Origin of the sequence: Cyanobium gracile UHCC 0139, assembly GCF_034931325.1 — a bacterium.
GTDB classification, from domain to species: Bacteria; Cyanobacteriota; Cyanobacteriia; order PCC-6307; family Cyanobiaceae; genus Cyanobium; species Cyanobium gracile_B.
Window position 1 is genome coordinate 72378 of the sequence record NZ_JAYGHX010000008.1, and the last position, 23142, is coordinate 95519.

Here is a 23142-nt window from a genome sequence, read left to right on the forward strand (position 1 = left end):
TCAGAACGGGCGCTGGCGCTGCAGGAGGTGTGCGCCTTGAGTGGTGTCGATTGGTTGTTACGTGCTCGGGGGAGAGCGGGGGGGCCTCCCTCACTTCCCCCTCCACCAAGCTCAATCGCCTCGCGTGTGTGAGGGGAGAGGGAGGTAAGACATTTATTGATTTGGACAACCGAGACTCATGGCCCACACAGGTTTCTCAATTTTTGTCCGTGGGTATGAGAATCGGACAGAAAACGGTTTCGGGGCCAAAAGGACAGAAAATGCCAGAGGTGTCCCCCGAGGGCGATGGCATTTTCTGTCCCGGTGAGGAGGCTGGCATTTTCTGTCAACCGGAGACAGAAATTCAGAATTCAGTCGTAGCAGCAGATCCCGAGGACGAAACCAGTTTCTGTCCCAACCCTCCCGGTCCTCACACGCGAGAGGTTGGCGGCTCGATCGAGGAGGGGGTGACCGGCGGTGGCCCCGAGGGCCTGGAGATGTGGGTCCAGGCGGACTGGATCCAGCAGGGACCTGTGCTGCCTCCCGAGAGCGATGGTCTGAGCGATACAAACGGCTCCGCACCTCAAGACTGTCGCTGACGCTGCAGGGTGGGTGCCTTGGTCTGGGGTTGATGGTGTGGTACGCACCTCGGGGAGAAGGGGTGGGTGGTCGCTCCACCAAACCCAACGGCCTCGCGTGTGGGGGGGGAGGGGGAACTAACGCATTTATTGATTTGGACAGACGAGACTCATGGCCCCCACTGGTTTCTCAATTTATGTGCGACGGAGTGAGAATCGCACATAAAACCAACCCCCGAGGCCGATGCACATTTAATCAGGGAGGTGCCCCCCGACGAGGACGACCCCATTAAATGTGGGACCGAGGTCGAAGGTATTAAATGTGCGGAGGGCACATTAAATCCGAACCTAGTCAGCGCAACGGATCCCGAGGACGAATCGGTTTTATGTGCGGACCCTCTCGCACCCCGCGCACGGGAGGACGGTGGGCCGGTCGAGGAGGGGGCGACCTGGGGTGCCCCCGAGGGCTTGGAGATGTTCGTGGTCCAGGTCGATGGGGTGATGCAAGGACCGGCTCTACCCCCCGAGAACGATTGTCGGGGCAGGACGTAAGTCTCCGCACCTCAGGCATCCATACGGCCCAGGAAGGCGGCCAGGGAGCAGGGAGGCTGGGGCTGAGGCATCAAGGGTGGTTCTGGAGGCCCTGACGGCTTCAGGACGGGCGCTGACGATGCAGGTGGTGCGGTCTCCCAGGCGAGGTGAGTGGTCGATGGGATGGCGCCGAAGAAGCTCAAGGTCTCGCGGGAACGGGTGGCCACCCCCGCCAAGCACTTCTGCCACGCGTGTGCGGGGGGAGAGGGAAACAGTGCATTTATTGATTTGGACAATGTAGACTCATGGCCTCGCAAGGCTTTTGAATTCTTTCGCGCTGGCGTGAGAATCGCGCACTTATCCGACCGCGCACTTATTCCAGGGGGGGCTGAGGGAGGCCCAAGCGCCACTTCCCCCGAGGACGATCCGAATAAGTGCGCGGAGGCGACCGAGGGGAATAAGTGCGCGGACCACGCACTTATTCAAAATCCAGTCACTGCAACGGATCCCGAGGGCGATTCCAATATGTGCGCGGACCCTCTCGCACCCCGCGCACGGGAAGACGGAGGCCAGGTCGAGGAGGGGGTGCCCGGCGGTGGCCCCGAGGACGCCTTGATTTGTGCCACGACGGGTGACCCAGGCATTTGTGCCGCGCAGTGCGGCACAAATCAGAATCCAGGCCAGGACAGGGATCCCGAGGACGAAATCATTTGTGCCACGGACACCTCCGCACCCCGCGCACGGGAGGCAATAGGCCTGGTCGAGGAGGGGCGGACTTGGGTGCCCTGAGACCGACGAAACCTGGATCTATGCCTTGTGTCCAGCAAGGATCAGACCCCCCCGAGAACGATTGTCGGCGCAGGACGGAAGACCTCGCACCTCAGTCGTCCATACGGCCCAGGAAGGCGGCCCGGCAGCCGGGCCTCTCCCTTGCACACGGGGTCCTCCTGGAGGCCCTGAGGGGCCTCAGAGCGGGCGCTGACTCTGCAGGAGATGTGCGCCTTGATTTGGGCGCGACGGGTTTCTACGTGCTCGGGAGAGAGAGAGGGGGCAGGTGTTCCCTCCACCATGCTCACGGCTCTCGCGTGTGGGGGGGGAGAGGGAAGTAAGACATTTATTGATTTGGACAACCGAGACTCATGGCCACCACTGGTTTCTCAATTTTTGTCAGTGGGCGTGAGAATCGGACATCAAATGCCTTCGGGGGCAAAAGGACATCAAATGCCGGAGGTGCCCCCCGAGGACAAGAGCATTAAATGTCCCGCCGAGGGGGAAGGCATTAAATGTCCAGGGGAGACATTAAATCCGAACCCAGTCACCGCAATGGATCCCGAGGGCGAAACCATTAAATGTCCGGGGTCTCCCGGTCCTCACACGCGAGGGGATGGCGGCTAGGTCGAGGAGGGGGTGGCCAGCGGTGGCCCCGAGGACGAGGAGGTGTGCCTCCCAGGCGGTGGAGCAGAGAAGGGACCTGAGCTTCCTCGGGAGACCTTGAAGGTTTATCCACGCCCCATGGATCAACCTCGGACCTCGATGCCGCAATGGATCCCAAGGAGGAAAACTGTGAATCCACGGACTCTCTCGCACCCCACACGCGTGAGGCGGGAGGTCTGCTTCCTCAGGAAGCGGCAGGGACTGTCCCGAGGACGATGGCCTCAGTGATGAGTCGGATGAGGATCCCTGAGCCAGTTTCTGCTGAGCCTGCGTCACAAGTTCATGAACGGGGGAGCGGCTCCTGTGGAGCCATCCCCTCCCTCCTCTGTCTCCCGCTCCGTCCCCCCCGGCTCAACCGATCCGGTTCTGCAGGAACAGCCGGGTCCCCGTCGTATCCGCCATCCGCCAGGGCACGTCAATGAACGCCTCCGCTGCAAATCCAACACGCCGCTCTCCGCTGGCGGTGGGATGTCCACCGGAGAGGGAGCGCACTCCAGCGGGTGCGCCTACGGCGATAGCGCGAGCGACCGTCCACAGCACCTGTCGGCCCTGGTGGTGCCGCTCGAAGCGATAGCCGTAGGCCTCATGCCCGCTCCGCCAGGACATCACCCCCTGGCCCAGGAGGGCCGCCAGATCGGTGGTGGTCAGCACCAGGGCGTTATCGGCAGCCTCCGCCAGCCCCCGAGCACGGAGGAGGGGATCAGAGGCTTGCGCCGTCGGCGCCTCCTTGAGGGCCATCACCAGGGCCGCCAGCTCGCTGCCTGGAGCCCTCACGATCGCCGTGGCGTCTGTTGGTGTAACAGGCGTCGCACTGCCATCACCGGCGGCTGGTTTCAGGCCAGGGAAGGTCCCCATGGGCTGTCCCGACAGGAGATGGTCGTGGAGCCTCTCCCCGAGCTCGACAAAGGCCCCCGGCCAGGTGGTGAGCGTGGAGGAGACGCGGATCAGCTCGACCCCGAGAGCGCGGGCTCTGGCCTTGAGGCCGTTTCGGCTGATCCCCCAGCGTTTCTCCAGATCGCGGATCGAGACATCGGCGGGCGCCACGTCAGAGAGTGCTGTCATGGTGTCGCGGTGCTGGCTCGACAGCAGGATGACGTGAATCCTGGCTGCTGTCGAGCTGTCGCGGTGCCATCACGACAGCAAGAGGGGGGAGAGTCGACAGGATGGAGCAGGCTGGGGAGTCTGCCCTCCATTGGGAAGTTTTGGGGGTCTGGAAGGCGAGCGAAGCATATAGATGACGCGAACGCACAATATCTAGAACGCACAGAGTTTATCTTTAACGCCAGTAACGAATCCAAAGCTATCTTCTTGTCGTTGGGCCAATGCCTGTTTGGTCTGGTGTCGTGAGTATCGAGTTGCTACTTAACTACTGTCTGGCTGGTTGAAGACTTGTCTTGTGCCAGACTCCTCAGCAATCCCATTTTCTGGTACTAAGTCACCATCTCCAAAGTAGGCCAGAGTGACCATCAAGAGCCACAGCTCTGACAACCTTTAAGTTCGCAAAGGAAGCTGCATCTAAGATTGAAGTCGAGCAGGTCGACGAGAGAAGGTAATCCTAGAGGTTAAAGAATCTGCCGCTAGAAATAGAGATTTAATCTTCAGGACATGGAGGTGTCGCTAAATTGGCAAGTGTTTGAGGCTGCCCCTAGCGACATACAGCCCACTTACCCATGCTTTGGCGTACTGCCTGGACGTTCCACAGACATGGCGAGGTGCGAGTGATCCCGGTACGCACATAGTGATGTTTAGGCTTAAGCAGACCTTGTGACTTAAGTCTTGTCAAATGACTCCGACTGATAGAAAGCTCTATAAGAGCATCAGATGTCTTCACCCACTTGACGGGTTGTTCGCTGTCGGAAGCCATAAAAAGCTGACCGGGTAGTACCGGTTGAGAGCAACGGAATGAATTTGATAGCCGAGATCGCTCGTTTGGCGATTGACCAACGGTAGGCCATTCTTGCTCATTCTGTCAACGAGCGGGCTCGAATCAGGCCCACCCAGAGGAATTGGTCCGATGTAGTCATCCTTCTGAAGACTATAACAAGTAAGTATCGCAACTACATTCAGAGATTGATTACTTCTGTACAGCGAGGCTGGAAGAAGAGAAGCACGTATGGAAAACAACGTGCCGGAAGCTCGCCTAAGACCTGCATCAACACGTTCTTATTGGTCAGATACCAGGACTACACCCCAATCCGACTTCTGTATTGCAAGCCTGCTTCAAGAGCAGAGTCGATCGCCTCATCATCAGTCCACTGGCCGTAGTGCTGGGTGTGTGTAGAGACTGAGTGACCCATAAGCGCTGCTGTAACGCGAGGACTAAGTCCGTATGTCTGGTGAGCACGTAATGCATATCCATGTCTGAAACTGTAGGGTGTGTACCGCTTCTCAGAAGTAAGCTCAATCCATGCCTTGTGTCTCAACAAGTACTTTCTCATGGCGTCTGCGGGACCTGCTGGAGACTCCAGGGGGGGTAATGTAGTTGTGGTCTTAAGCTGTTCTCGTAAACTCCAGTCAGTTTCCCACTCAGGATGAAGAGCTCTTAAGCGTCGCGGTTTCGTTGTTCCGCCTCCTGAGCGCTTTTGGTAGCTGCACCACAAGCCGGCAGTCCCTCGATCCTGCAAGTATCTAAGTTCAATAGGACGCAAACCATAAGCGGCGCAGAGCTGAATGGCATAGCGCCATCGTTTCCCTGCGGAGTCATGCGGAAGCGCTTCCAGCAAACTGAGGATTTGCGCATCTGAAAAAGGTACTGCACCCAGTGTTGCACCTTGCTTCTCTCCGATGAAGGGCCGCAAGACTTGAGGTGGGCTCCATGCAGCCTCGGCGAGTAAACCCTCGGTTACAGCCCAACGCAACATGGCAGCGAGTTGCTGTATCACCATCTGGCGGCGTCTGGATCCTGGGGGCCATGGCAGACCAGCTTCATCCAGCAGTTGCTTTGCCGTGCTCGGGGTTTTGGCTCCTGCACATGCAAGCTCTGCTAAGCGAGCCGTGGTGGGTGCATAGTCTTTCGCCCAAGTAGTTGGCTTGATCTGGCCTGTTCTATGGACCTTGTTCTCCCCAAACTTCTTCCAGCTATCGACAAGGTCTACATCAGAATACGTTCCAGCAGGTATCGCTGAAAGCGAAGCAGGGCCTCCCCCGAGCACGCGTTCTTTCGCGTCGTCAAAGCTCACGCCTGTGGCCACAAGCTGGGCTATGGCGACAGTGGTGTTCAAGATGTCACTTGTGGAGGCAGGCACCCAGGGGATCGGCAGGACAACGCTCTTCCGGGTGCCGTCGTCGAAGCGGGCAAACAGCTTGGCTTTGCCTCGCATGGGCGACACGGTCCATGCTCTGCCTGCGCTGGTCAGCAGGCTGCTTCTCAAGCCCCGTACCCAAATGGGGAGAGCATCGGCTGAAACGGGGGTGGCCATGGCAGTTGCACAGCTCTCGCGTGAGAGCTGTGTGAGAGCTGAGGGGCATCAGCATGGCGCAGATCGAGGCTGTCTGGGCCAAGCAGGGGTTTCCACCAGCACCAGTCGCAGACCCCTCTCTGGAGAAGGTTTCTTGTCACCGCAGTGGTTGTCCCCGGATCATGGACTAGGGTGTTGTGGACGGGGCGTGGCGCAGCTTGGTAGCGCGGGTGCTTTGGGAGCACTAGGTCGCAGGTTCGAATCCTGTCGCCCCGACTGACTTTTCAGGGATTGGCCAACGACCGCGGTTGGACAGTGGCAGGAAAGAACTCCCATCAGGCTGGAACAACGACCACGCCCTGATCGATGGGCAGCTGAGGGCCCTGATCCAACGGATACACGGCGGGTCGACGGGCAGAGAGTCAAGAGAAAGATGGACGGTTGTGAACCGCAGGCGGAGAGGGGCACGGGGGTCTCCAGAGTTCCGGCCCTGGTGCGGCCAGCCACCCTTGCGACGTCCTCCCAGCGAGAACGGCGGAGCTCCGGGATCCATCAGGACGGCCTCATGGCATGCGGAGCCTGGCCTCGATCAACCGGCAGCACGCGTCCACATCGCTCGCACTCTCCACCCCCTCGCCCGGTGAACAGAAGAAGTCGTGCCACAGCGGCGGCACCGCCAGCAGGATCAGCGGCCTGTTCGCCTTGAGCGCATGGGCGGCTTCTGAGGCTGTGCCGGGACCCCCGCCCCCGCAGACCACCACCACATCGGCGCTGAGCACGTTGATCACGTTGCGGGCCGAGCCCATGGCGGTGAACAGGGCCAGATCCACGTCCGCCGTGGTCGGCCTGTCGTCGCCGTTCCCTCCAGTGGGCACCACCCCCACCACCAGATGTCCCTCCACCCTTGCCGCGCCGCGGCTGGTCGCCGCCATCACACCCACCGGGCGGCCACCGCTGAGCAGCACCCAACCCCTGGCACTGCTGCACTCCCCCAGCGCCACGGCCAGGGCCACCGCCCCAGCGGAGGCGCCCTCTCCGGCCCCCATCACGCCCACCACGGCGCGCCGTCGACGCATGCCATCTCCGATCACCAGCCCGGCCGGCGCGTCATGTCGTCGGTCCAACCCTGGCAGGGGCGAGTGAGGTGCTCGCCATGGGGCAGTCGGCCCCGGGGCGGATGGCTGGTGAGAACGACCATGCTTCCGACGTTGCCGAACCACAAGGGGGAACTCCAATGGCTGGTGCGCCGGATCACGCCGGCAGCCTCAGATCAGCCGACCGTCCTCCATGGACAGGGTGCGGTCAGCGATGTCGAGGATGCGGTTGTCGTGGGTGACCAGCAGGATCGTGCAACCTTGCTCCCGGGCCAGCCGCTGCATCAGGTTGACCACGTCCCGGCCGGAACGGCTGTCGAGGGCAGCGGTGGGCTCGTCTGCAAGCACCAGGGGCGGGTTGCCCACCAGGGCACGAGCCACAGCCACCCGTTGCTTCTGGCCACCAGACAGCTGATCGGGGAAAGACTCGAGGTGGTCGCCCAGACCGACCGTGGTCAGAATCGCAGATGCTCGCTGGTCCATCTCGGGCAGATCAAGGGAGCCTCGCATCTCCAGGCCCATGCGCACGTTCTGCAAGGCCGTGAGGCTGCCGTGCAGGTTGTGGGCCTGGAAGATGTAGCCATGTTCCCGGCGGGCCACGGTGAGGGCTTGGTCCTTTGAGCCCACCAGTTCCCGATCAAGCACCCGCAGACTGCCGCTCTGGGCCGAGCGCAGTCCACCGATCAGGGTGAGCAGGGTGGTCTTGCCCGAACCTGAGTTGCCGGTGAGCAGCACGATCTCGCCCGTCTTCACCTCCAGGTCAAGGTCGAACAGCACCTGGCGGCGGAGGTCGCCCGTGCCGAAGTGGTGGTTGAGGCGCTGGATCGAGATCGCGGCGGTCATCGCAGACGGGAGTAGGGATCAGAACAGTTCGGCGGGGTTGGCCTCCTGCAGCCGTCGGGTGGCGATCGCCCCGGAGGCGATGCACATGGTCAGGGTGAGCACGAACACGATCAGGGCCCTGGAGGCCGTCATGGCGATCGGCAGGCTGGTGGCCTTCGCCGCCAGGGCATAGAGCCCCAGGGGCATCACGACGCCGGGAAGGAAACCGAGAGCAGCCAGGATCAGCGCCTGCTCGAACACCACCAGCAGCAGGTAGCGGTTGCGGAAGCCCATCGCCTTGAAGGTGGCGTACTCGCGGATGTGGGCGTTCACATCGGTGGAGAGCACCTGATAAACGATCACAACCCCGACGACGAACGCCATGGCGGTCCCCAGCCCGAAGATGAATCCCACCGGGCTGGCCACCCGCCAGTAGTTCTCCTCAAACGTGACGTAGTCGGCCTTGGTGAGCACCTTCACATCGTCAGCAAGATGACGGCGCAGCTCAGCCACCACCGAGGCGGGGTCGGCGCCGGGGGCCAGTGTGAGCAGCCCCAGGCTCACGCCACCAGGATCCCGGCGGGGGAACAGCCGAAAGAAGGTCTGGTCGCCCGCCATCAAGGTGCCGTCGGCCCCGAAGGAGGCCCCGAGGCGAAACAGGCCACCGATGGAGATGGTGCGCCGTTCAGCCTCTGCGGTCACCCTCTCGCCGCTGTCGAGGCGCTGGATCATGCGGGCGTACTGGCCGCGGGAGCCGCGATCGAACAGCACGGTGTCGGGCTCCTTGAGCTTGCCGGCCTGGGTGTTCACCTCCGGCAAATCCAGCACGGCAGCGTCGGGGTCAAATCCCAGCACCTGCACCGTCGATTGGCGCAGGGTCTGGGGATTCCGCCAGGTGAGGTTGTTGAGGTAGAGGCCCTGGGCGTCCTTCACCCCGGGCACGTCCAGGGCCTGGAGCAAGCGACGCCTGGGGAAAGTGGAGAGGTTCTGGAGGTTGAGCGCCTTGGGGCTGATCAGCACCACATCTCCGTGGAAGGCGCGACTGAGGCGGGTGTTGCTGTCGTAGAGGGCCGCCTGGAAGCCCAGCTGCATGAACATCAGCACATCCGCGAAGGCGATGCCGGCAATGGCCACCACGAAGCGGCCCCGGTCGCGGCGCAGCTGCAGCCAACCCAACGGCGTCCTCATGGTCCGATCACCGTCCGCACCTGCAGGTTGGAGAGGCCGGCGGAGCGGCCATTGCTGGCGGCGTTCAGGGGGATCCTGACTTCCACGACGCGGCTGTCGGTGTTGGCGGTGGGATCGGTGTTGATCACCGACTGGCGGCGCACGATCGCGCCCACAAGACCGACCCGGCCCTCCAGGGGGGTTGGCAGGGCCGTGCTGGTGATCCTCACCGGTTGGCCCACCCGGACACGAGGCAGATCGCTCTGATACACCTCGGCGATCACCTGCATGCGGTCGGTCTGGCCGATTTCGACGATGCCGGCGGAGCCAGGTACCTCGCCGGCCCTGCTCCCGACGCTGAGCACACGGCCTGCAATCGGTGAGCGCACCAGGCTTTGGTCGCGTTCGGCCCGGGCGGCCTGATGGGCCGCCTCCGCTTCCACCAGGGAGCGCTCGGCGGACGCCACATCCAGGCTGGTTCCCCCTTCGGCGGCCCGCTGGCGGATGAGCTGGGCCTGGGCGTCCCGCAGGGACGCGGCCACGGTGTCACGGGTCAGTTCCTTGGTATCGCGGTCGGAGGCCGAAAGGGCCCCCTTGAGGTACAGGGACTCGTAGCGCAGACGCTCGGATTCGGCCGTGCGCAGCTGGGCCTGCAGCGACTGCACCTTGGCCAGCTGGCCGGCGAGGCCGCTGCGGTGATCCGCACGGGCGATCGACAGGCGGTTGCGGGCCAGTTGCACCTGGGCATCGGCCCGATCCACGGCGGCTTGCAGGCGGGGCTGGCCGTCGAGAACCGCCAGCACCTGGCCCTGGTGCACCGCATCACCTTCCTCCACCAGGAGGCGAAGAATGGTCTGCTGGCCGGTGGTGCTGGAGGGGGCTGCGATGGTGCGCACCTCGCCGATGGGTGCCAGCCGGCCGAGCGCTGTGACCGTGGGCAGCGGAGCCTGGGCGGACGGAGGCGGCGGTGCGTCCGGCCGGTCCTGCCGTGATCGCAGCACGACCACAACGCCCGCAAGCAGCCCGGCAGCCAAAAGCAGGGAGATGGCGCTGGGGTGCAGCTTCATGGGGCGCTTGAAGAGCAGCGAGGGAACCTGCACGGAGGCGAATCCAACTAAGAACCAAACTAAACCGTCTAGTCTGGTTCTGGCCAGTAGGGTGCTTGTGGGATCAATCCAGCCTGGGGAGCCAAGGAAGGATGCGGGGAAGGACGAACCAGTGACGCCAATTCCCAGCCGTGAGCCGACTGCAGGGCCGCCAGCGCCCCGATCCATGGCCAATCAGGCCGGTGAAGCCGAAGGGCCTGCCAAGGCGGCCACCCGACAGTTGTCCGCCGAAAAAGGGGAGGCGATCCTGGCCGGCTCCCGTGCGGAGTTCCTGCGCCATGGCTACGCCGCCACCACCATGGATCGGGTGGCGGCGGCAGCGGGTGTCTCGAAGGCCACCGTCTACAGCCACTTCACCGACAAGGAGACGCTGTTCCAGTGCCTCACCCAGCAGATGGTGGGGGAACGGGTGGCTCAGTTGTTCGGGGCAGGCGCGGCAGCAGCCCTGCCGGACGAACCGCGCCAGGCGCTGGCAGAACTGGCCCAGCGCTGCCTGGAGCCATGCGAAGGCCAGAGCGACTTCCTGGCTTTCTTTCGGTTGGTGGTCGGCGAATCAGAGCGCTTTCCCCAGCTTGCCCGTACCTTCGTGAGCCAGTTGGAGCAACACGCCTTCCCCCAGGTGGTCCGATTGTTCGCCACTCGTGGCTTTCTGCCTGAGGCGGACCCGGAGGTCAGCGCCCGGGTGTTCATTGGCTCCATGGTTCACCTGATCCTGATGCAGGATCTTTTGCATGGCAGGGAAGTGGTGAGCGTCGACCGGGGCCGTTTCGCTGAAGGCTTGATCAAACTGCTCTGCCGCTGAGCCGTTCTGCCTGGAGCGAGTCTGTGGATGGGCAAGGGGCGCAGTGGTGGCGACGGAGAGAAACGGCCACACCCCTGCAGCCGATCGGTTGGCCGAGACCAACCTGGCTGGATGGAGAGCGTGGTCTGGATGGGGACTGGATCCAGGTCATTTCCGGCAGCCGCTGCCAGCGGGTGCGGCGACTCGATCGGCGAGGCCCGGCACGATCTGCCCAGCCCGGCCCGGCCATTGAGCCTTCCCTGCTGAATCTCCTGTCAGGGTTCCCCAGGATTGGTTGCCGATGGGGCTGTGGCCGCCGTGTCGAACGCTGACGCCAGGAGCCGCAGGGCTTCCGCCGCCTGGAAAACCTGTGGCGCCGAGAGGTCGGCGAAGTGGGCGGCAATGGTGTTCCCGAGCCGGTCGAAGGCCCGCTGGGCCGCGCGCTGACCCGCGGTCGTGAGCACCGCATCGCGCCGGCGTCCGTCGCTGGTGTCCACCCGCCGGATGTGCCCGGCCTGCTCCAGCCGTTGCAGCAGGGCCGTCACGGCGCCACTGGTGAGGCCCAGCGCCGCGGCGATCTGGCCGGGGCTCACCGGTCCGTGCTCCATCAGATTGATGGCGCGCACGGCGGTCCGGTCGATGGCCAGGGCGGCGGCGGTGTGGGCATCGAAGCGGTCCATCGCCCCGTAGAGCGCCCGCACCCCGTCAAGCAGGGCAACGATCGTCGGAGTGGGTGGAGCCGCCACAGGTGTCTTGACCGTAAAGATAGTTCTCTTTATCATCAAGGTAACGGCCCTCGTGTCGGGCGGCAACCCGAGGTCGGCCATCCTTCTCCAGCGACGCCATGTGGACGCACCGGTTCGAAACCACCACCGACCTCACCCCTGAAGAGCTCTGGCCCGTTCTCGCCGATGTGCCCCGCTGGCCAGAGGTCGACCATGGCATCGAACGCCTCGTGATTCGCCAGGAGCCGGGCCCCGGGGTGACCTTCACGCTCAAGCCGAAGGGCGGACCCACGCTCTCGTTTCGCATCGGCCACTTCGAGGCGCCCACGCGCTATTCCGACCTCTGCCGCCTGCCGCTGGCCACCATGGAAACCGTGCATGAGCTGGTGCCCGGACCCTCCACAACGGTGCGGGTCCGCCTCGCGATCCAGGGCCCGCTGGCGCCGCTCTGGGGACGGCTGGTCGGGAGGACCCACGCCGCTGGCCTGCCGCTGCAGACGGATCGCATGGTTGCCCGGGCGCGGGAGCTGGCCTCGCCGCGGCGCGACGGGGTTGGTGAGAGCCCCAGGGCCGCCCGGCACAGCGCACCTCCACTCCGCCGGGTCTGAGCCGGTGGATCAGGCGGCTGCCGCCAGCGATCGTCCTGGCAGCCTTTTCTGCCCGCCATGGGTGAGGTCGCTCGGGCCCAGGCTGACATCACCATGGGCAGCGATGAACAGTTCAGGCCCGTCTATGGCAAAGCCCACGGCAGAGAGCGGTTGATGGGCCTGCGGCGTCTTCAGGTGGACAACACCGCCTGCACGCCAGAACGATGGCCGGGCGAACCGAAGCAGGCGCGAGCGCAGGAGGGTCTTGAGGCGACCTTATGCCTCGACCCGCCGGGTGGGCGCAGTCATCGGGTGCCGGCGGGATCAGAATGGGGAAACTGCCCTCAGCAAGGAGCGGCCATGCCCACCACCCTCGAGAAACCCGCCACGCTGCGGTGCGCCTGTAAGGGCTGCCACTGCACGGTGACCGAGCAGACCGCCTTCCGCAGCGGCGCTTTGCTGTTCTGCAGCGACGCCTGCGCCAAAGGGCACCCCAACGGTGAGCCCTGCCATGCCGGCTGTGGCTGCGACTGCCACGGCTGATCCCAGGCCGGATCGCTTCTCTGCGGGCGCACCCGTCATGTCCGGCCCACGGCCGGTTGGCAGCTGGCCCCTCTCGAGGCCAGGCACCGTTCCATGGTGCCCTGGGGGACGGAGCGCGACTACCTCCATGTGCTCCGATCGACGGGAGCGATACCCGGCTTTGTCTTGCCCGATCCGGCAAGAAGGGCACGAGCAGGCGATGACGATGTCCTTGGGACGTGGCTCTGGGCGATCAGCTTCCTGGCCAGGTCGTTGTCGGCCTTGTGGAAGAAACGAACGGAACTGTGTGGACCGCTGCTCCTTCCGGAGGGGTTTCAGCTGTCCCGCCATGGACGGATCGTCCAGATGAATGGTGACGACGGCCAGGCTTGGTTCGCTGTGTGGATTCTTGGCATGGGCCGCTTCGAGCCGGAGTGCATTGAGCTGATTGACCACCCTGGCCTGGGCCAGTGAGCCCGCCATCAGCTTCCATGTCAGCAGCCGGAGTCTGGTCCTTGCCACCGAGCTTCAGCTTGAGACTGGAGAACTGTTCCTGGTCGTTCACGTGGCAGGCCTCGCCGGAACTCTGAACCAGGCGATGCAGCACCCTCGCCGCCTGGATCGACTCTTCTCCGGATGATCCCTCAATCAACAGAACCGAGATTCTTGCGGGCAGTAACTTGTCCCCTGGAGCCTGCTCTTTCCCTGGCTCCGTGTTGAGCATGTGCTCAATGGCCAGCAGGGAGATGTCTCTGTCAAGTTGTTTTGCGGTGAGTTTGCCAGTGAGATTGCCAACCAGGCCGGCCGTGCGTGATTGCTGCGACAGCTTGTTGACTTCGCTGGAGATGATCGTGGCGACAATCAACCCGATCGTGCCCGCGATGGCGGCGATGCCGGATACGAGATTGTTGAATGTTCTGCCCCGTTCGGACTCTGCCATTCGTGTTGTACATCTGCCATTCGTGTTGAAAATCTGACTTTCGTGTTGTACCGAGGCCATCCTTTGGAATCCAGTCTCAGCGGCACTTCAGAGTGCGCCGAATGGGTCCCATAGTCCCTATTGGTGCTGATGGCGGCTTTCCCAGGCGTCTTTCGATGTCACGATGGTTTCTGCCGCCGCTGGATTGGGGATGGGGCCATCGGTTGAACGTCGCCAACGGATCCGTTCGGTGCGGCTGAGCCGGCGGGGCGGGGTGCTGGATGCGGAGGAACTGAAGGGATGGCACCGCCACTGGCGAGAGCCCTATCGCTTCATGCTGGCCATCCCCTGGCCGGGCTTTCTGCTCAGCATCGCCGCCAGCTACCTGCTGCTCAATCTTGCTTTCACGCTGCTGTATGCGCTGGATCTCGATGGCATCGGCGGCGCCCCCGGTGGGCAGCGCCTCTCCGTGCTGGATGCCTTTTTCTTCAGTGTCCAGACCCTGGGCTCAATCGGTTACGGGGTGCTCCATCCCACCAGCCTCTGGGTGAATCTGGTGGTGACGGTGGAGGCTTTCTTCGGGCTGCTGTTCATTGCCGTCACCACCGGTCTGGCCTTTGCCCGCTTCTCCCGCAGCCGGGCCCGCCTGCGCTTCAGCCGCGTGGCCACGATCGAACCGTGGCAGGGGCATCCCACCCTCACGTTCCGGGTGGCCAACGTGCGCCAGAACAGCCTGGTGGATGGGCGGATCCGGGCCTCCCTGGCCACGAACGAGGAGAGCGGCGGCCGCCGGATGCGCCGCCTCGTGCCCCTGCCGCTGGTGCGTGACCAGTCGATCAGTTTCCAGCTGATGTGGACCGTGATGCACCGCGTCGACCAGCTCAGCCCCCTGTTCGGCCTCAGCCGGGAGGAGCTGGAGCGGCGTCAGGCCGAAATCCTGGTGGCTTTCCAGGGCCTCGACGAGATCCTGCTGGCACCGGTGCACTTTCGCTGCAGCTACGGGGCGGCGGATCTCCGGCTGGGGGAACAGTTCCGCGACATGGTGCAGATCGACGGCCCCGACAGCGTGTTCCTCGACTTCAGCTGCTTCGATGCGACCGATCCTCTGGATCCGGCGTTGCCCCCAGAGACTCCCGGCCATGGGGAAGCTGAAAGTCGATCTCCGGACCCACCGGCACCACACCGGTGGGATTGATCATGGTGTGGCTCTGATAGTAATGGCGCTTGATGTGGGCCATGTTCACCGTATCCGCCACCCCCGGCACCTGGTAGAGATCACGGGTGTAGGCAAACAGGTGGCGGTAATCCACCAGCCGTTTCCGGTTGCACTTGAAGTGCCCCACGTAGACCGGATCGAAACGCAGCAGGGTGGTGAACAGACGCCAGTCCGCCTCGGTGATGGCCGTTCCCAGCAGATAGCGTTGGCCGGCCAGGCGCCCGTCCAGCCAGTCGAGGGTGGTGAACAGGGGACCGAGCGCCTCTTCGTAGGCCTCCTGGGTGGTGGCGAAACCACAGCGGTACACCCCGTTGTTCACGGTCGTGTAGATCCGCTCATTAAGGCGGTCGATCTCCTCACGCAGCGCCGTGGGATAGATGTCCCCCTTCCGGACGCCCAGGTGATCAAAGGCGCTGTTGAACATCCTCAGGATCTCGGAGGATTCATTGCTCACGATCGTGCGCCGCTGCCGGTCCCAGAGCACCGGCACGGTGACGCGACCGCTGTAGTGGGGATCGGCCACGGTGTAGAGCTGGTGCAGGGCCTCGGCGCCTTCGTTGGGATCCGGCACCACCCCCTCCCCCGCCTGGAAGGTCCAGCCCCGCTCGCCCATGAACCAGTGCACGACGGAGAGCGGGATCATTTCCTCCAGCCCCTTGAGGGCGCGCAGGATCAGGGTGCGGTGGGCCCAGGGGCACGCCAGTGACACGTAGAGGTGGTAGCGGCCGGCCTCGGCGGCAAATCCAGCCTCCCCGCTCGGCCCGGCCGATCCGTCCGGGGTGATCCAGTTCCGAAAGGCCGCCCGCGAGCGTTCGAAGCGGCCGGCGCTGCTGCCGGTGTCGTACCACTGGTCTTGCCAGACCCCGTCCACGAGCAGGCCCATCACGGTTGCCATGACGCCCGCGGACCCTAACGGGCCCGTGGCGCCACCTGATCGCCCGGCGGAGCCCAGCCGCTGCGGGGAGGAACCGGTCCCATGGTGGAGGGCACGGAAGCGTCGTTCCCTGGATGTCATGGCCGGCTTGAACCGACACGGCCCCCTTCGCTGGGTCGCCCTGGTCCTCTGCGGCGGCCTGCTGGCCGGGATGCTGTCGGGTGTGCTGGCGGGCCAGCCTCTGCTGTCGCCGCCCGCGAAAGCCCAGGAGCTGCCAGCGGCGATGGCCCAGGACCAGCCCGAGGAACTGCGGGGGGTGTGGCTCACCGCCAACGACATGCCGGTGCTGCGCGACCGCGGCCGCATGCAGGCCGCCGTGGACCAGCTGGCGGAGCTGGGCTTCAACCGGCTCTATCCGGTGGTCTGGAACGGCGGCTTCGCCTACTACCCCAGCCGGGTGAGCGAGGCGCGCCAGCTGCAGGACTTCACCTTCCGCGGCCTGCAGGGCCAGGACATCCTGGCCGAGCTGATCAGCGCCGGCCGCAACCGCGGGCTCAAGGTGATCCCCTGGTTCGAGTTCGGCTTCATGGCGCCCCCGGAGTCGCCGCTGGCGCAGCGGCATCGCAACTGGCTCACCCAGACCCGCGACGGCGGGCTTACCTCCAGCAGCGCCGCTGGCCGGGTGGTGTGGCTCAATCCCTTCCGGCCGGAGGTGCAGCAGCTGATCACCGACCTGGTGCTGGAGGTGGTGAACGACTGGGGCGCCGATGGCATCCAGTTCGACGACCACATGAGCCTGCCACGGGAGTTCGGCTACGACCCCTTCACCACGGCGCTCTACCGCAAGGACACCGGCAAGGATCCACCGGCCAACCCCGAGGACCCCGCCTGGGTGAAGTGGCGCGCCGACCGCATCACCGTCTTCCTCGACCAGCTGGCCGGAGCGGTGCGCGCCGCCCGCCCCGGGGCCCTGATCTCGATCTCCCCCAACTACTACGACTTCGCCTACAAGCTGCAGCTGCAGGACTGGCGGGAGTGGGTGCGGCGCGGCATCGCCGATGAACTGCTGGTGCAGATCTACCGGCCCGATCTGGACAGCTACTGGCCCCACCTCAGCCGCCCGGAGGTGCAGGAGGCCCGCCAGCGCATCCCCACCGCCATCGCCGTGTTGAGCGGCCAGCGCAACCGCCCTACCCCCCTGGCGTTGATGGCCCGGAAGCTGGCCGCCAACCGCGCCCAGGGCCTGGGGGTGGCGTTCTTCTACTTCGAGAGCCTGTGGAGCCTGGGCCCCGAGCCGCCCGAGGAGCGCATCGCCGGGCTGGCTCAGATGCTGGGGGGGCCGGCGGTCCTGCGCACCTCCGGGCCCAGGCTGCCGCCACCTCCGCTTTAGCGGCCGCGGACATCAGGGGTCTTGGGTTGTGGGTTCGGGGTTGCTCCCGTTGCTCGCGACCTTCCACTCTGCCAAGCCAAGCGGTTGGGCAAGATCTGTCGGCAGAGGCGCCCTTGCCAGGACTGGGCACACCTCACCTAACCCGGCTGCGGCGTGCTCAATTTGTAGCCGCTGTCGATGATGGCGTCGGCCATGGGCTGGCTCTCCGCGTTGGGGATCATCACTTCAATGTAAGCGGCGCCATCATGGGCATCGATCTGCTCAAGCACCTGATCGAGTTCCGCAACGGTGCTGACCCGAGCGCTCAGCCAGTTCTTGCAGCCAAAGGCGTGCGGCAGGAGGTGGTAATTCACCGGCGCGAGGTCGTCGTAGTCGTGACCACGTTCACTGATCACATCCTCAATGCCGAACAGGCCGTTGTTAAGCACAAAGATCCGCGGATTGATGCCGTAGCGGCCCATCACCGCCAGTTCATTGAGGGTGAGTTGGTGGGAGCCATCGCCGGTCACCATCCAGGTGCGGCCGCTGGTTTTGGCCATGGCGACCCCCAGGCAGGCAGGGGTGGCCCAGCCGATCGAGCCCCACAGTCCCTGTCCTTCTGCGCTGACGCCGGCCGGCAACAGCATCTTGTTGAGATGGGTCATGCAGGTGCCCGTTTCGATCACCACGGTGTCGTCGGACCGCAGAGGCCGTTGCAGCCGTGGATAGAAGCTTGCCGAACTGCTTGGGTCCTCAGGATGGCCAGTCAGAGCCGAAGGCTCCAGTTTCATCCCATGGTCGGCACAACGGGTGGTGGTGCGCTCGTGCAGCGCATGGAGAACATCATCAATCGCCACATTGACAAAGACTTTCTCTCCAGCGCGTACCCAGTTGTCGTTGATCGATACGGTCTTGGATGCGTCATAGTGACCTGTCCAGAAACCCGTGTTCAGTTCGGTGGTCACGATGCCGCCGATGTCGAGCACCAGATCGGCGTTGTTCACCAGATTCCGCACCGCTTCAGAAGAGGACAGATTGCCGGCATTGAGACCAACATATTGAGCCATCCCCTCATCCATGGTGCCCTTGTCATTGGGGGTGATCGCCGTGGGCAGGTTGGTCTTCCCGATGAAGGCGAGCGCTTGGTCCCGGCAGCCATAGCGACTGACCAGATGGGTGAGCAATGCCACCGGGTTGGTTGCCGCTTCCAGCCGGGAGAGGATCGTCCGCACGGCGGCCTCCAGTTCCTGCGGCACGCTCTGCTGGCGTTTCACGGCGCCCAGGGGGGTCCCGCTGATGGGGGTGCCAAGCACAGGCTGGCCCCCATTGAGTTCGGAGATCACCAGGTAGGCCGGCATGCTCTGGCGCAGGGCCTCACGGATCACGCGCTCCAGTTCATCCACGCAGTTATCGGGGGTGAGCACGGCGCTGACGCAGGCCGCTGCAGCCGAGAGCGGCTGGAAGCGGTCGTAGACGGTGTCGCCGAGGTTGTGGTGGGTGATCAGCCCGAGCCGCTGGATGCGCTCACTGGGCTTTCCCACCAGGTGAAACACCGGCAGACGGTGCGCCTTGCTGCCCATCACACCGTTGATCGCGGAGAGTTCTCCCACGCCATAGGTGGTGGACAGCATGGCGGCCCCTCGGATGCGGGCATAGCCATCGGCTGCGTAGGCAGCATTCAGTTCATTGGAGCAGGCCACCCACGACAGTCCCGGCACCAACTCGGCCGCATCGTCGATGGAGAAGGCGTAATCCCCAGGAACACCAAAGATCCGATCAAGACCGAGTTCCGATAATCGACGCAGGGTGTATTGAGCAACGGTTGGAGCGCTCATGGTTGGGAAGACAGGGATCAAGTGAATCAATGCCGAGCAGCCATTGACAAGCTGACAACAATTCGAGCCACGCTCGGCCCAGGCGTGTCACCACAAAATGCACCGATGGCGGCCCGGCGCGCCGGCTGCCTGCTGCAAGGCGGTCCCGTCCATCGCTGGAATCTCCGAATCCCGTTGCTACCACGATGGATCTGGTGGCCTTGGGGCGTCTGTCGGGCAGTGGGTTCGACACCGTTCGACACCAATCGCACCATCCCGGGAGGACCTTGGCTTCCTCCGCGAGGGCGAACCGGCGGTTGCAGGCGATGTCCGGCTGGCCATGGGGCCACACGCCAAGGCCGGCCCGGGTCGCCAGCGGTGTAACGGAACAGGCGATGCACTCCCTCTTCGGGATGGAGTGCCCTGCGGCACGGGAGGTCTTCGGCCACGCTCAGGGGGCGATTCGGGTCCCATCGACCGCCTCAGCGGCAAGGCGACCAGTCAATCGGTGGGCCGGGTGTCGTCGGCTTCCATCCTGCGCCGCGCGATCCGCACCGCCAACGGTTCGACATCACCATCCATGGTGTGGCGGCCGTCGCCGTCACGGTCGTAGCAGCGGAACAGCCGGCGGTAGCGCCGCATCAGTTCGGCCGGCAGGGAGACGCTCGACATCCGCCGGGCGGCGGGGGAGCCCGATCGCATCGGCGCCGCCGCGGGACGCCATCGCGCCACGACTTGACGTGAACCTTAACAAGCTGTTACAATTCACGAAACAAACTGAAACACCCATGACCGACTCCTCCTCCTCCCGCTTCGGTTTCGTCGCCTTCGCGGAGACCTGGAACGGCCGTCTCGCCATGCTCGGCTTCGTGATCGGCCTCGGCACCGAGCTGCTCACCGGCCAGGGGATCCTCACCCAGATCGGCCTGGGCTGATCCAGCCACGGCCCCGCCTTTTTTCTCCCCCTCCCCCTGCTCAACCAGCCATGACCAACACCCCCGCCAACGCCCCCTTCCTCCAGGGCGACGCTGAACGTTCCATCCACATGGAGCAGCTCAAGCGCGTGGAACTCTTCAACGGCCGTGCTGCCATGCTCGGCCTGGTGATCGGCGTGCTCACCGAAGCCCTCACCGGCTCCGGCATCGCCCACCAGATCGGCCTCGGCGCCCTGACCGACGGCTACGCCGCCTGCCGCACCCAGTTCCTGCCCTTCTGCTTCTGATCGGGTCTCCCTGATGCTGCTTCCCCTCTGCCCCTTCACGGCCGCCCGGATTGCCGGTCTGCAGGCCACGGTGCTGCTGTTGCTCACCCTGCTGATCAAGGCCAGGGTGCAGATCAAGGCGGCCTCCGCTCTGGGCCTGGCCCTGTTGGCCCTGCAGACCCTGGTGTTCCTGGCCGCCGCCGGAGCCCTGGGCCTGGTGGCCATCGGTGGAGCGGCCCTGGCCCTGAACCGTCCGCGGCCGGCCGCCGCCTGAGATCACCCCTGCCATGACCGCCGTGCTGCAGCCACCCCTGGGGGAAGATGCGCTCCGGGCCCTGTTCACCAAGCCCTACGGAGCTCCGGGGCCCACGCCGGAACAGTGGCGGGCGCTCTACGACGAAGCGGTCCACTTCACCGACCCCACCCAGGAGCGTCAGGGGCTTGAGGCCTACATCGTGGCCCAGAAGTGGTTGCTGCAGCGCTGCGATGACGTCTTCCTCGAAGCCGACGCCGTGGCCCTCAGCGGTGATGTGGCCTTCGTGGAATGGACGATGGGCCTGAAGATCAAGGGCATCGAATTCCTCTATCCCGGCACCAGCCGTCTCCGCCTGGGCGCCGACGGCCGGATCGTCGACCATCGCGACTACTTCGACTTCGTCGGACCCACCTTCACCCCGGTGCCGCTGGTGGGAGGTTTCGTTCGCTGGCTCTACGGCCGGTTCGTGGCCTGAAGCATCCGATCAGCGGGGCCTGCGCATCACGTAGCCGGTGCAGACGGCCCGATGCAGCGTGGTCACGCCGAACTGGAACCCCTCCTCGGCGGCGATGGCCACCACCTGGTAGGCATCCAACCCACCCAACCGGACCCGCAGCGTCTCTGAGGCTGCCGCGTGGGCCAGAAAGCTCTCCAGCTGCTCCTGTTCCGCTGCTTCGCCGCTGTCCATGGGCCGGCACTCTCAGCGGCCGGAGCCGGCGGAGCTGACCTGGCCTGATTCCGCCGATCGGTGCGGCTGGGACGTCCGTGCCGGTCGACGCCCGGTGAGGCGTGCGAGCCGGGCCAGGGGATTGCCGGCGCGGCGCAGGGCCTCCTGCTGCCGCTCGCGCCAGGGGCGATCCACCGCTTCCATCGCCGCCACGTCGTCGTGGTCGTGGACGCCGTAGAGCAGCCCGGTGATCCGCTCGGCGTCCATGGCCTCGGCAGCGGCTTCCCGCCAGAGGCGCTCGCTGCGGGAACCGTCGGCACGCCGGAACTGGGCGTCGGCCAGCTGCCGGGTGAGCGCGAACACCAGCTGCCGCTCCTTGAAGGCGGAGAAGCTGCCTTCGAACTGATGGGGAAAGCAACCACTGGCCATGGGAGGTGTCCTGCCGCTGGGGTTCTGCCCTCAACTGTATCTCCTGCTACAGATTTTGGACCCCCTGGCCCCCGTTTGGCCTCGCTTGTCGGAATACCCGCGCCACCAAGGTGGGAGCTGCCCCTGCGTTGAGGCCATGTCCCCCTTCCCGTTGCTGGTGATCGTGCACGCCCTGGCCGCGACGGTGTGGACCGGTGGCCATCTGGTGCTGGATCTGGGTGTGCTGCCGAGGGCCCTGCGGGAGCAGAGCGCTGAACGCATCCGCGCTTTCGAGGCGGTCTTCGAGCCCCTCGGCCTCACGGCCCTCGCCATCCAGGTGGTCACGGGCCTGTGGATGGGCTGGATCCTGCTGCCTGGTTTCCATGGACTCTTCGACCCAGCGAGCCCGATCGGTGTGCTGGTGGGCACCAAGCTGGTGCTGCTGGGCGCCACCGCCGCCCTGGCGGTGCAGGCCAGGCTGCGGCTGATTCCCAACCTCACCGACGCCAATCTCAGCGGCCTGGCCTGGCACATCCGAGCCATCACCGCCCTGGCGATCGCCTTCGTGGTGGTGGGTGCCCTGATCCGTCTGGGTGGGGTGCTGGGCTGAGCGGGCCGATTCCTTCTTCGCAGGAGAATGGACCCCTACTCCCCATGCCCGGTGGAAGGTGGCTGCAGAACGACGTCATGTCCTTGCCGCCCATGTCCATCCCCATGATCGATCTCCCCTTTCTGGCGCAACTGCTGGTGGCCCTGTTCGTGGTCGCCACCCTGGATGGCCCGCCGCCGGTGGAACCCGCCCAGGAACTGCCTCCCAGGGAGCCGGAGCCGCCTGAGCCGCTGCCGGGTGGCTGGTCGGCAGAGACCGACCTCCACGCCCAGCGCCTCCTGCGGCTCGAGAAACGCCGTGACACCGTCGCTTCCCAGCCGTGACCGGCCAGGCGGATCAGGTTCCTAAAGTCTTTCAGCGATCGGCCACGCACCAGGGAGTGGGCGCCATGCTCGAAGCTGTTGATCAGAAGGCCCTGTTTGATTACTGGCACGATCGTGTCCGGCTGAAGAACCTGCCGCGCATCGGCGCCCAGGAGCATGTGCCGACCCAGGTGCTGCGACATGCGTGCACCAACTACGACGATCTCAGACGCCTCAAGGCCGTTCAGGACCTCGATGAGCTGGAGCGCTGCCGCGTCATCGCCATCATCAAGTACGAGTGCACCGCCAAGGTGCTGCAGCGGCGCACGGGACTGCTGAGGGACTACGCCCGGCAGTGCGAGGAGAACACCCGCACCCAGCAGAAGGACCGTTCCCGACTGCGTGCGCTGCTGCACCAGCTCAAAGAGGTGTTGCGGGGCAAACAGGTGATGATCGATCGCCTCGAAGCCCGCCTCCAGGCCCTGGAGGCGGAAAATGCCGCGCTTCGCTCCGAGCAGCAGCAGTCGAAGGCCGAGCTGCAGCTGCAGAAGGAGCTGGTTGCCCTGCAGCGGGCCCTCGATGCCGAGGTGGAACGCCGCCGGCAACTCGCCAGGAACAACCAGAGCCTCGGCGGCCGGGTCGCCCACACCGATCGCTATCGGCGCCAGCGCGACGAACTGCAGGAGGCTCTCAGGGCCGAACGTCAGACCAACCGGCAGCTGCGCGGGGAGCTCGAAAAGCTCCAGGCCGGGGAGCAGCTGGGCCTCGGCCTGGCCGAGTAG

24 protein-coding genes and 1 tRNA gene are annotated in these 23142 nt (G+C 64.8%); 13 read left to right on the forward strand and 12 right to left on the reverse strand.

Annotation, left to right across the window (positions count from 1 at the left end):
- Positions 1-2873: 2873 nt before the first annotated feature.
- Entirely contained in the window at positions 2874-3584 is a 711-nt protein-coding gene (locus VB738_RS12870; RefSeq protein ID WP_323306116.1) for a hypothetical protein, read from the reverse strand.
- A 2538-nt stretch (positions 3585-6122) separates the two neighbouring features.
- Between VB738_RS12870 and VB738_RS12875 the strand changes: the two genes are divergently transcribed.
- Positions 6123-6196, forward strand: a tRNA-Pro gene (locus VB738_RS12875).
- Positions 6197-6483: 287 nt separating this feature from the next.
- Here the strand turns inward: VB738_RS12875 and VB738_RS12880 are convergent.
- The 4 genes from VB738_RS12880 to VB738_RS12895 all read right to left on the reverse strand — a co-directional run bounded on the left by VB738_RS12880 (position 6484) and on the right by VB738_RS12895 (position 10070).
- Positions 6484-6996, reverse strand: coding sequence for a hypothetical protein (locus tag VB738_RS12880; RefSeq protein ID WP_323306117.1), 513 nt, complete (start codon positions 6994-6996; stop codon positions 6484-6486).
- A 189-nt stretch (positions 6997-7185) separates the two neighbouring features.
- Positions 7186-7857, reverse strand: a complete 672-nt coding sequence (locus VB738_RS12885; RefSeq protein WP_323306118.1) for an ATP-binding cassette domain-containing protein — start codon at positions 7855-7857, stop codon at positions 7186-7188.
- 18 nt (positions 7858-7875) lie between these two features.
- Entirely contained in the window at positions 7876-9024 is a 1149-nt protein-coding gene (gene devC / locus VB738_RS12890) for an ABC transporter permease DevC (protein WP_323306119.1), read from the reverse strand.
- Positions 9021-10070: an HlyD family efflux transporter periplasmic adaptor subunit gene (locus VB738_RS12895; RefSeq protein ID WP_323306120.1), complete on the reverse strand. Its 1050-nt coding sequence runs from the start codon at positions 10068-10070 to the stop codon at positions 9021-9023. The genes devC and VB738_RS12895 overlap by 4 nt, the downstream gene beginning before the upstream one ends.
- A 205-nt stretch (positions 10071-10275) precedes the next feature.
- On the opposite strand from VB738_RS12895, the gene VB738_RS12900 reads away from it, so the two are divergent.
- Entirely contained in the window at positions 10276-10911 is a 636-nt protein-coding gene (locus VB738_RS12900) for a TetR/AcrR family transcriptional regulator (protein ID WP_323306121.1), read from the forward strand.
- A gap of 254 nt (positions 10912-11165) precedes the next feature.
- On the opposite strand, the gene VB738_RS12905 is transcribed toward VB738_RS12900, so the two are convergent.
- Entirely contained in the window at positions 11166-11636 is a 471-nt protein-coding gene (locus VB738_RS12905; protein WP_323306122.1) for a MarR family winged helix-turn-helix transcriptional regulator, read from the reverse strand.
- A gap of 98 nt (positions 11637-11734) precedes the next feature.
- On the opposite strand from VB738_RS12905, the gene VB738_RS12910 reads away from it, so the two are divergent.
- Both VB738_RS12910 and VB738_RS12915 read left to right on the forward strand, forming a co-directional pair.
- Entirely contained in the window at positions 11735-12223 is a 489-nt protein-coding gene (locus VB738_RS12910; RefSeq protein ID WP_323306123.1) for an SRPBCC family protein, read from the forward strand.
- Between the two features lie 339 nt (positions 12224-12562).
- The gene (locus VB738_RS12915) at positions 12563-12745 is read left to right on the forward strand and encodes a conjugal transfer protein TrbI (RefSeq protein ID WP_323306124.1); all 183 of its coding nucleotides are present in this window, start codon (positions 12563-12565) and stop codon (positions 12743-12745) included.
- A gap of 232 nt (positions 12746-12977) precedes the next feature.
- Here the strand turns inward: VB738_RS12915 and VB738_RS12920 are convergent, their stop codons facing one another.
- On the reverse strand, positions 12978-13664 hold the full coding sequence (locus VB738_RS12920; RefSeq protein WP_323306125.1) for a hypothetical protein: 687 nt from the start codon (positions 13662-13664) through the stop codon (positions 12978-12980).
- A 190-nt stretch (positions 13665-13854) separates the two neighbouring features.
- Between VB738_RS12920 and VB738_RS12925 the strand changes: the two genes are divergently transcribed.
- Positions 13855-14838: an ion channel gene (locus VB738_RS12925; protein ID WP_323306126.1), complete on the forward strand. Its 984-nt coding sequence runs from the start codon at positions 13855-13857 to the stop codon at positions 14836-14838.
- On the opposite strand, the gene VB738_RS12930 is transcribed toward VB738_RS12925, so the two are convergent.
- Positions 14723-15742 (reverse strand): glutathione S-transferase family protein, encoded by a 1020-nt coding sequence (locus tag VB738_RS12930; protein WP_323306127.1) that lies wholly within the window; start codon positions 15740-15742, stop codon positions 14723-14725. The two genes, VB738_RS12925 and VB738_RS12930, sit on opposite strands and share 116 nt — an antisense overlap.
- Positions 15743-15872: 130 nt before the next feature.
- Between VB738_RS12930 and VB738_RS12935 the strand changes: the two genes are divergently transcribed.
- A complete protein-coding gene (locus VB738_RS12935; RefSeq protein WP_323306128.1) occupies positions 15873-17123 on the forward strand; it encodes a glycoside hydrolase family 10 protein in 1251 nt (416 codons plus the stop codon).
- A gap of 137 nt (positions 17124-17260) precedes the next feature.
- Here VB738_RS12935 and VB738_RS12940 read toward each other — a convergent pair whose 3' ends face one another.
- Together VB738_RS12940 and VB738_RS12945 are read right to left on the reverse strand one after the other, a co-directional pair.
- Positions 17261-18937, reverse strand: a complete 1677-nt coding sequence (locus tag VB738_RS12940; protein ID WP_323306129.1) for an alpha-keto acid decarboxylase family protein — start codon at positions 18935-18937, stop codon at positions 17261-17263.
- A 480-nt stretch (positions 18938-19417) separates the two neighbouring features.
- A complete protein-coding gene (locus tag VB738_RS12945; RefSeq protein ID WP_323306130.1) occupies positions 19418-19588 on the reverse strand; it encodes a hypothetical protein in 171 nt (56 codons plus the stop codon).
- Positions 19589-19704: 116 nt separating this feature from the next.
- On the opposite strand from VB738_RS12945, the gene VB738_RS12950 reads away from it, so the two are divergent.
- From VB738_RS12950 to VB738_RS12965, 4 genes are read left to right on the forward strand one after another with little or no spacing between them, the layout of a single operon-like run.
- Entirely contained in the window at positions 19705-19851 is a 147-nt protein-coding gene (locus tag VB738_RS12950) for a chlorophyll a/b-binding protein (RefSeq protein WP_323306131.1), read from the forward strand.
- Positions 19852-19901: 50 nt separating this feature from the next.
- Positions 19902-20138, forward strand: coding sequence for a chlorophyll a/b-binding protein (locus tag VB738_RS12955; protein WP_323306132.1), 237 nt, complete (start codon positions 19902-19904; stop codon positions 20136-20138).
- A 13-nt stretch (positions 20139-20151) separates the two neighbouring features.
- Positions 20152-20391, forward strand: a complete 240-nt coding sequence (locus tag VB738_RS12960) for a hypothetical protein (protein ID WP_323306133.1) — start codon at positions 20152-20154, stop codon at positions 20389-20391.
- A 13-nt stretch (positions 20392-20404) separates the two neighbouring features.
- On the forward strand, positions 20405-20848 hold the full coding sequence (locus tag VB738_RS12965; protein ID WP_323306134.1) for a nuclear transport factor 2 family protein: 444 nt from the start codon (positions 20405-20407) through the stop codon (positions 20846-20848).
- A gap of 9 nt (positions 20849-20857) precedes the next feature.
- On the opposite strand, the gene VB738_RS12970 is transcribed toward VB738_RS12965, so the two are convergent.
- Positions 20858-21061, reverse strand: coding sequence for a Nif11-like leader peptide family natural product precursor (locus VB738_RS12970; protein WP_323306135.1), 204 nt, complete (start codon positions 21059-21061; stop codon positions 20858-20860).
- A 12-nt stretch (positions 21062-21073) separates the two neighbouring features.
- The gene (locus tag VB738_RS12975; RefSeq protein WP_323306136.1) at positions 21074-21469 is read right to left on the reverse strand and encodes a hypothetical protein; all 396 of its coding nucleotides are present in this window, start codon (positions 21467-21469) and stop codon (positions 21074-21076) included.
- A gap of 136 nt (positions 21470-21605) precedes the next feature.
- On the opposite strand from VB738_RS12975, the gene VB738_RS12980 reads away from it, so the two are divergent.
- From VB738_RS12980 to VB738_RS12990, 3 genes are all read left to right on the forward strand, one after another.
- On the forward strand, positions 21606-22058 hold the full coding sequence (locus VB738_RS12980) for a CopD family protein (protein WP_323306137.1): 453 nt from the start codon (positions 21606-21608) through the stop codon (positions 22056-22058).
- 92 nt (positions 22059-22150) lie between these two features.
- The gene (locus VB738_RS12985; protein ID WP_323306138.1) at positions 22151-22381 is read left to right on the forward strand and encodes a hypothetical protein; all 231 of its coding nucleotides are present in this window, start codon (positions 22151-22153) and stop codon (positions 22379-22381) included.
- A gap of 65 nt (positions 22382-22446) precedes the next feature.
- On the forward strand, positions 22447-23142 hold the full coding sequence (locus VB738_RS12990) for a hypothetical protein (protein ID WP_323306139.1): 696 nt from the start codon (positions 22447-22449) through the stop codon (positions 23140-23142).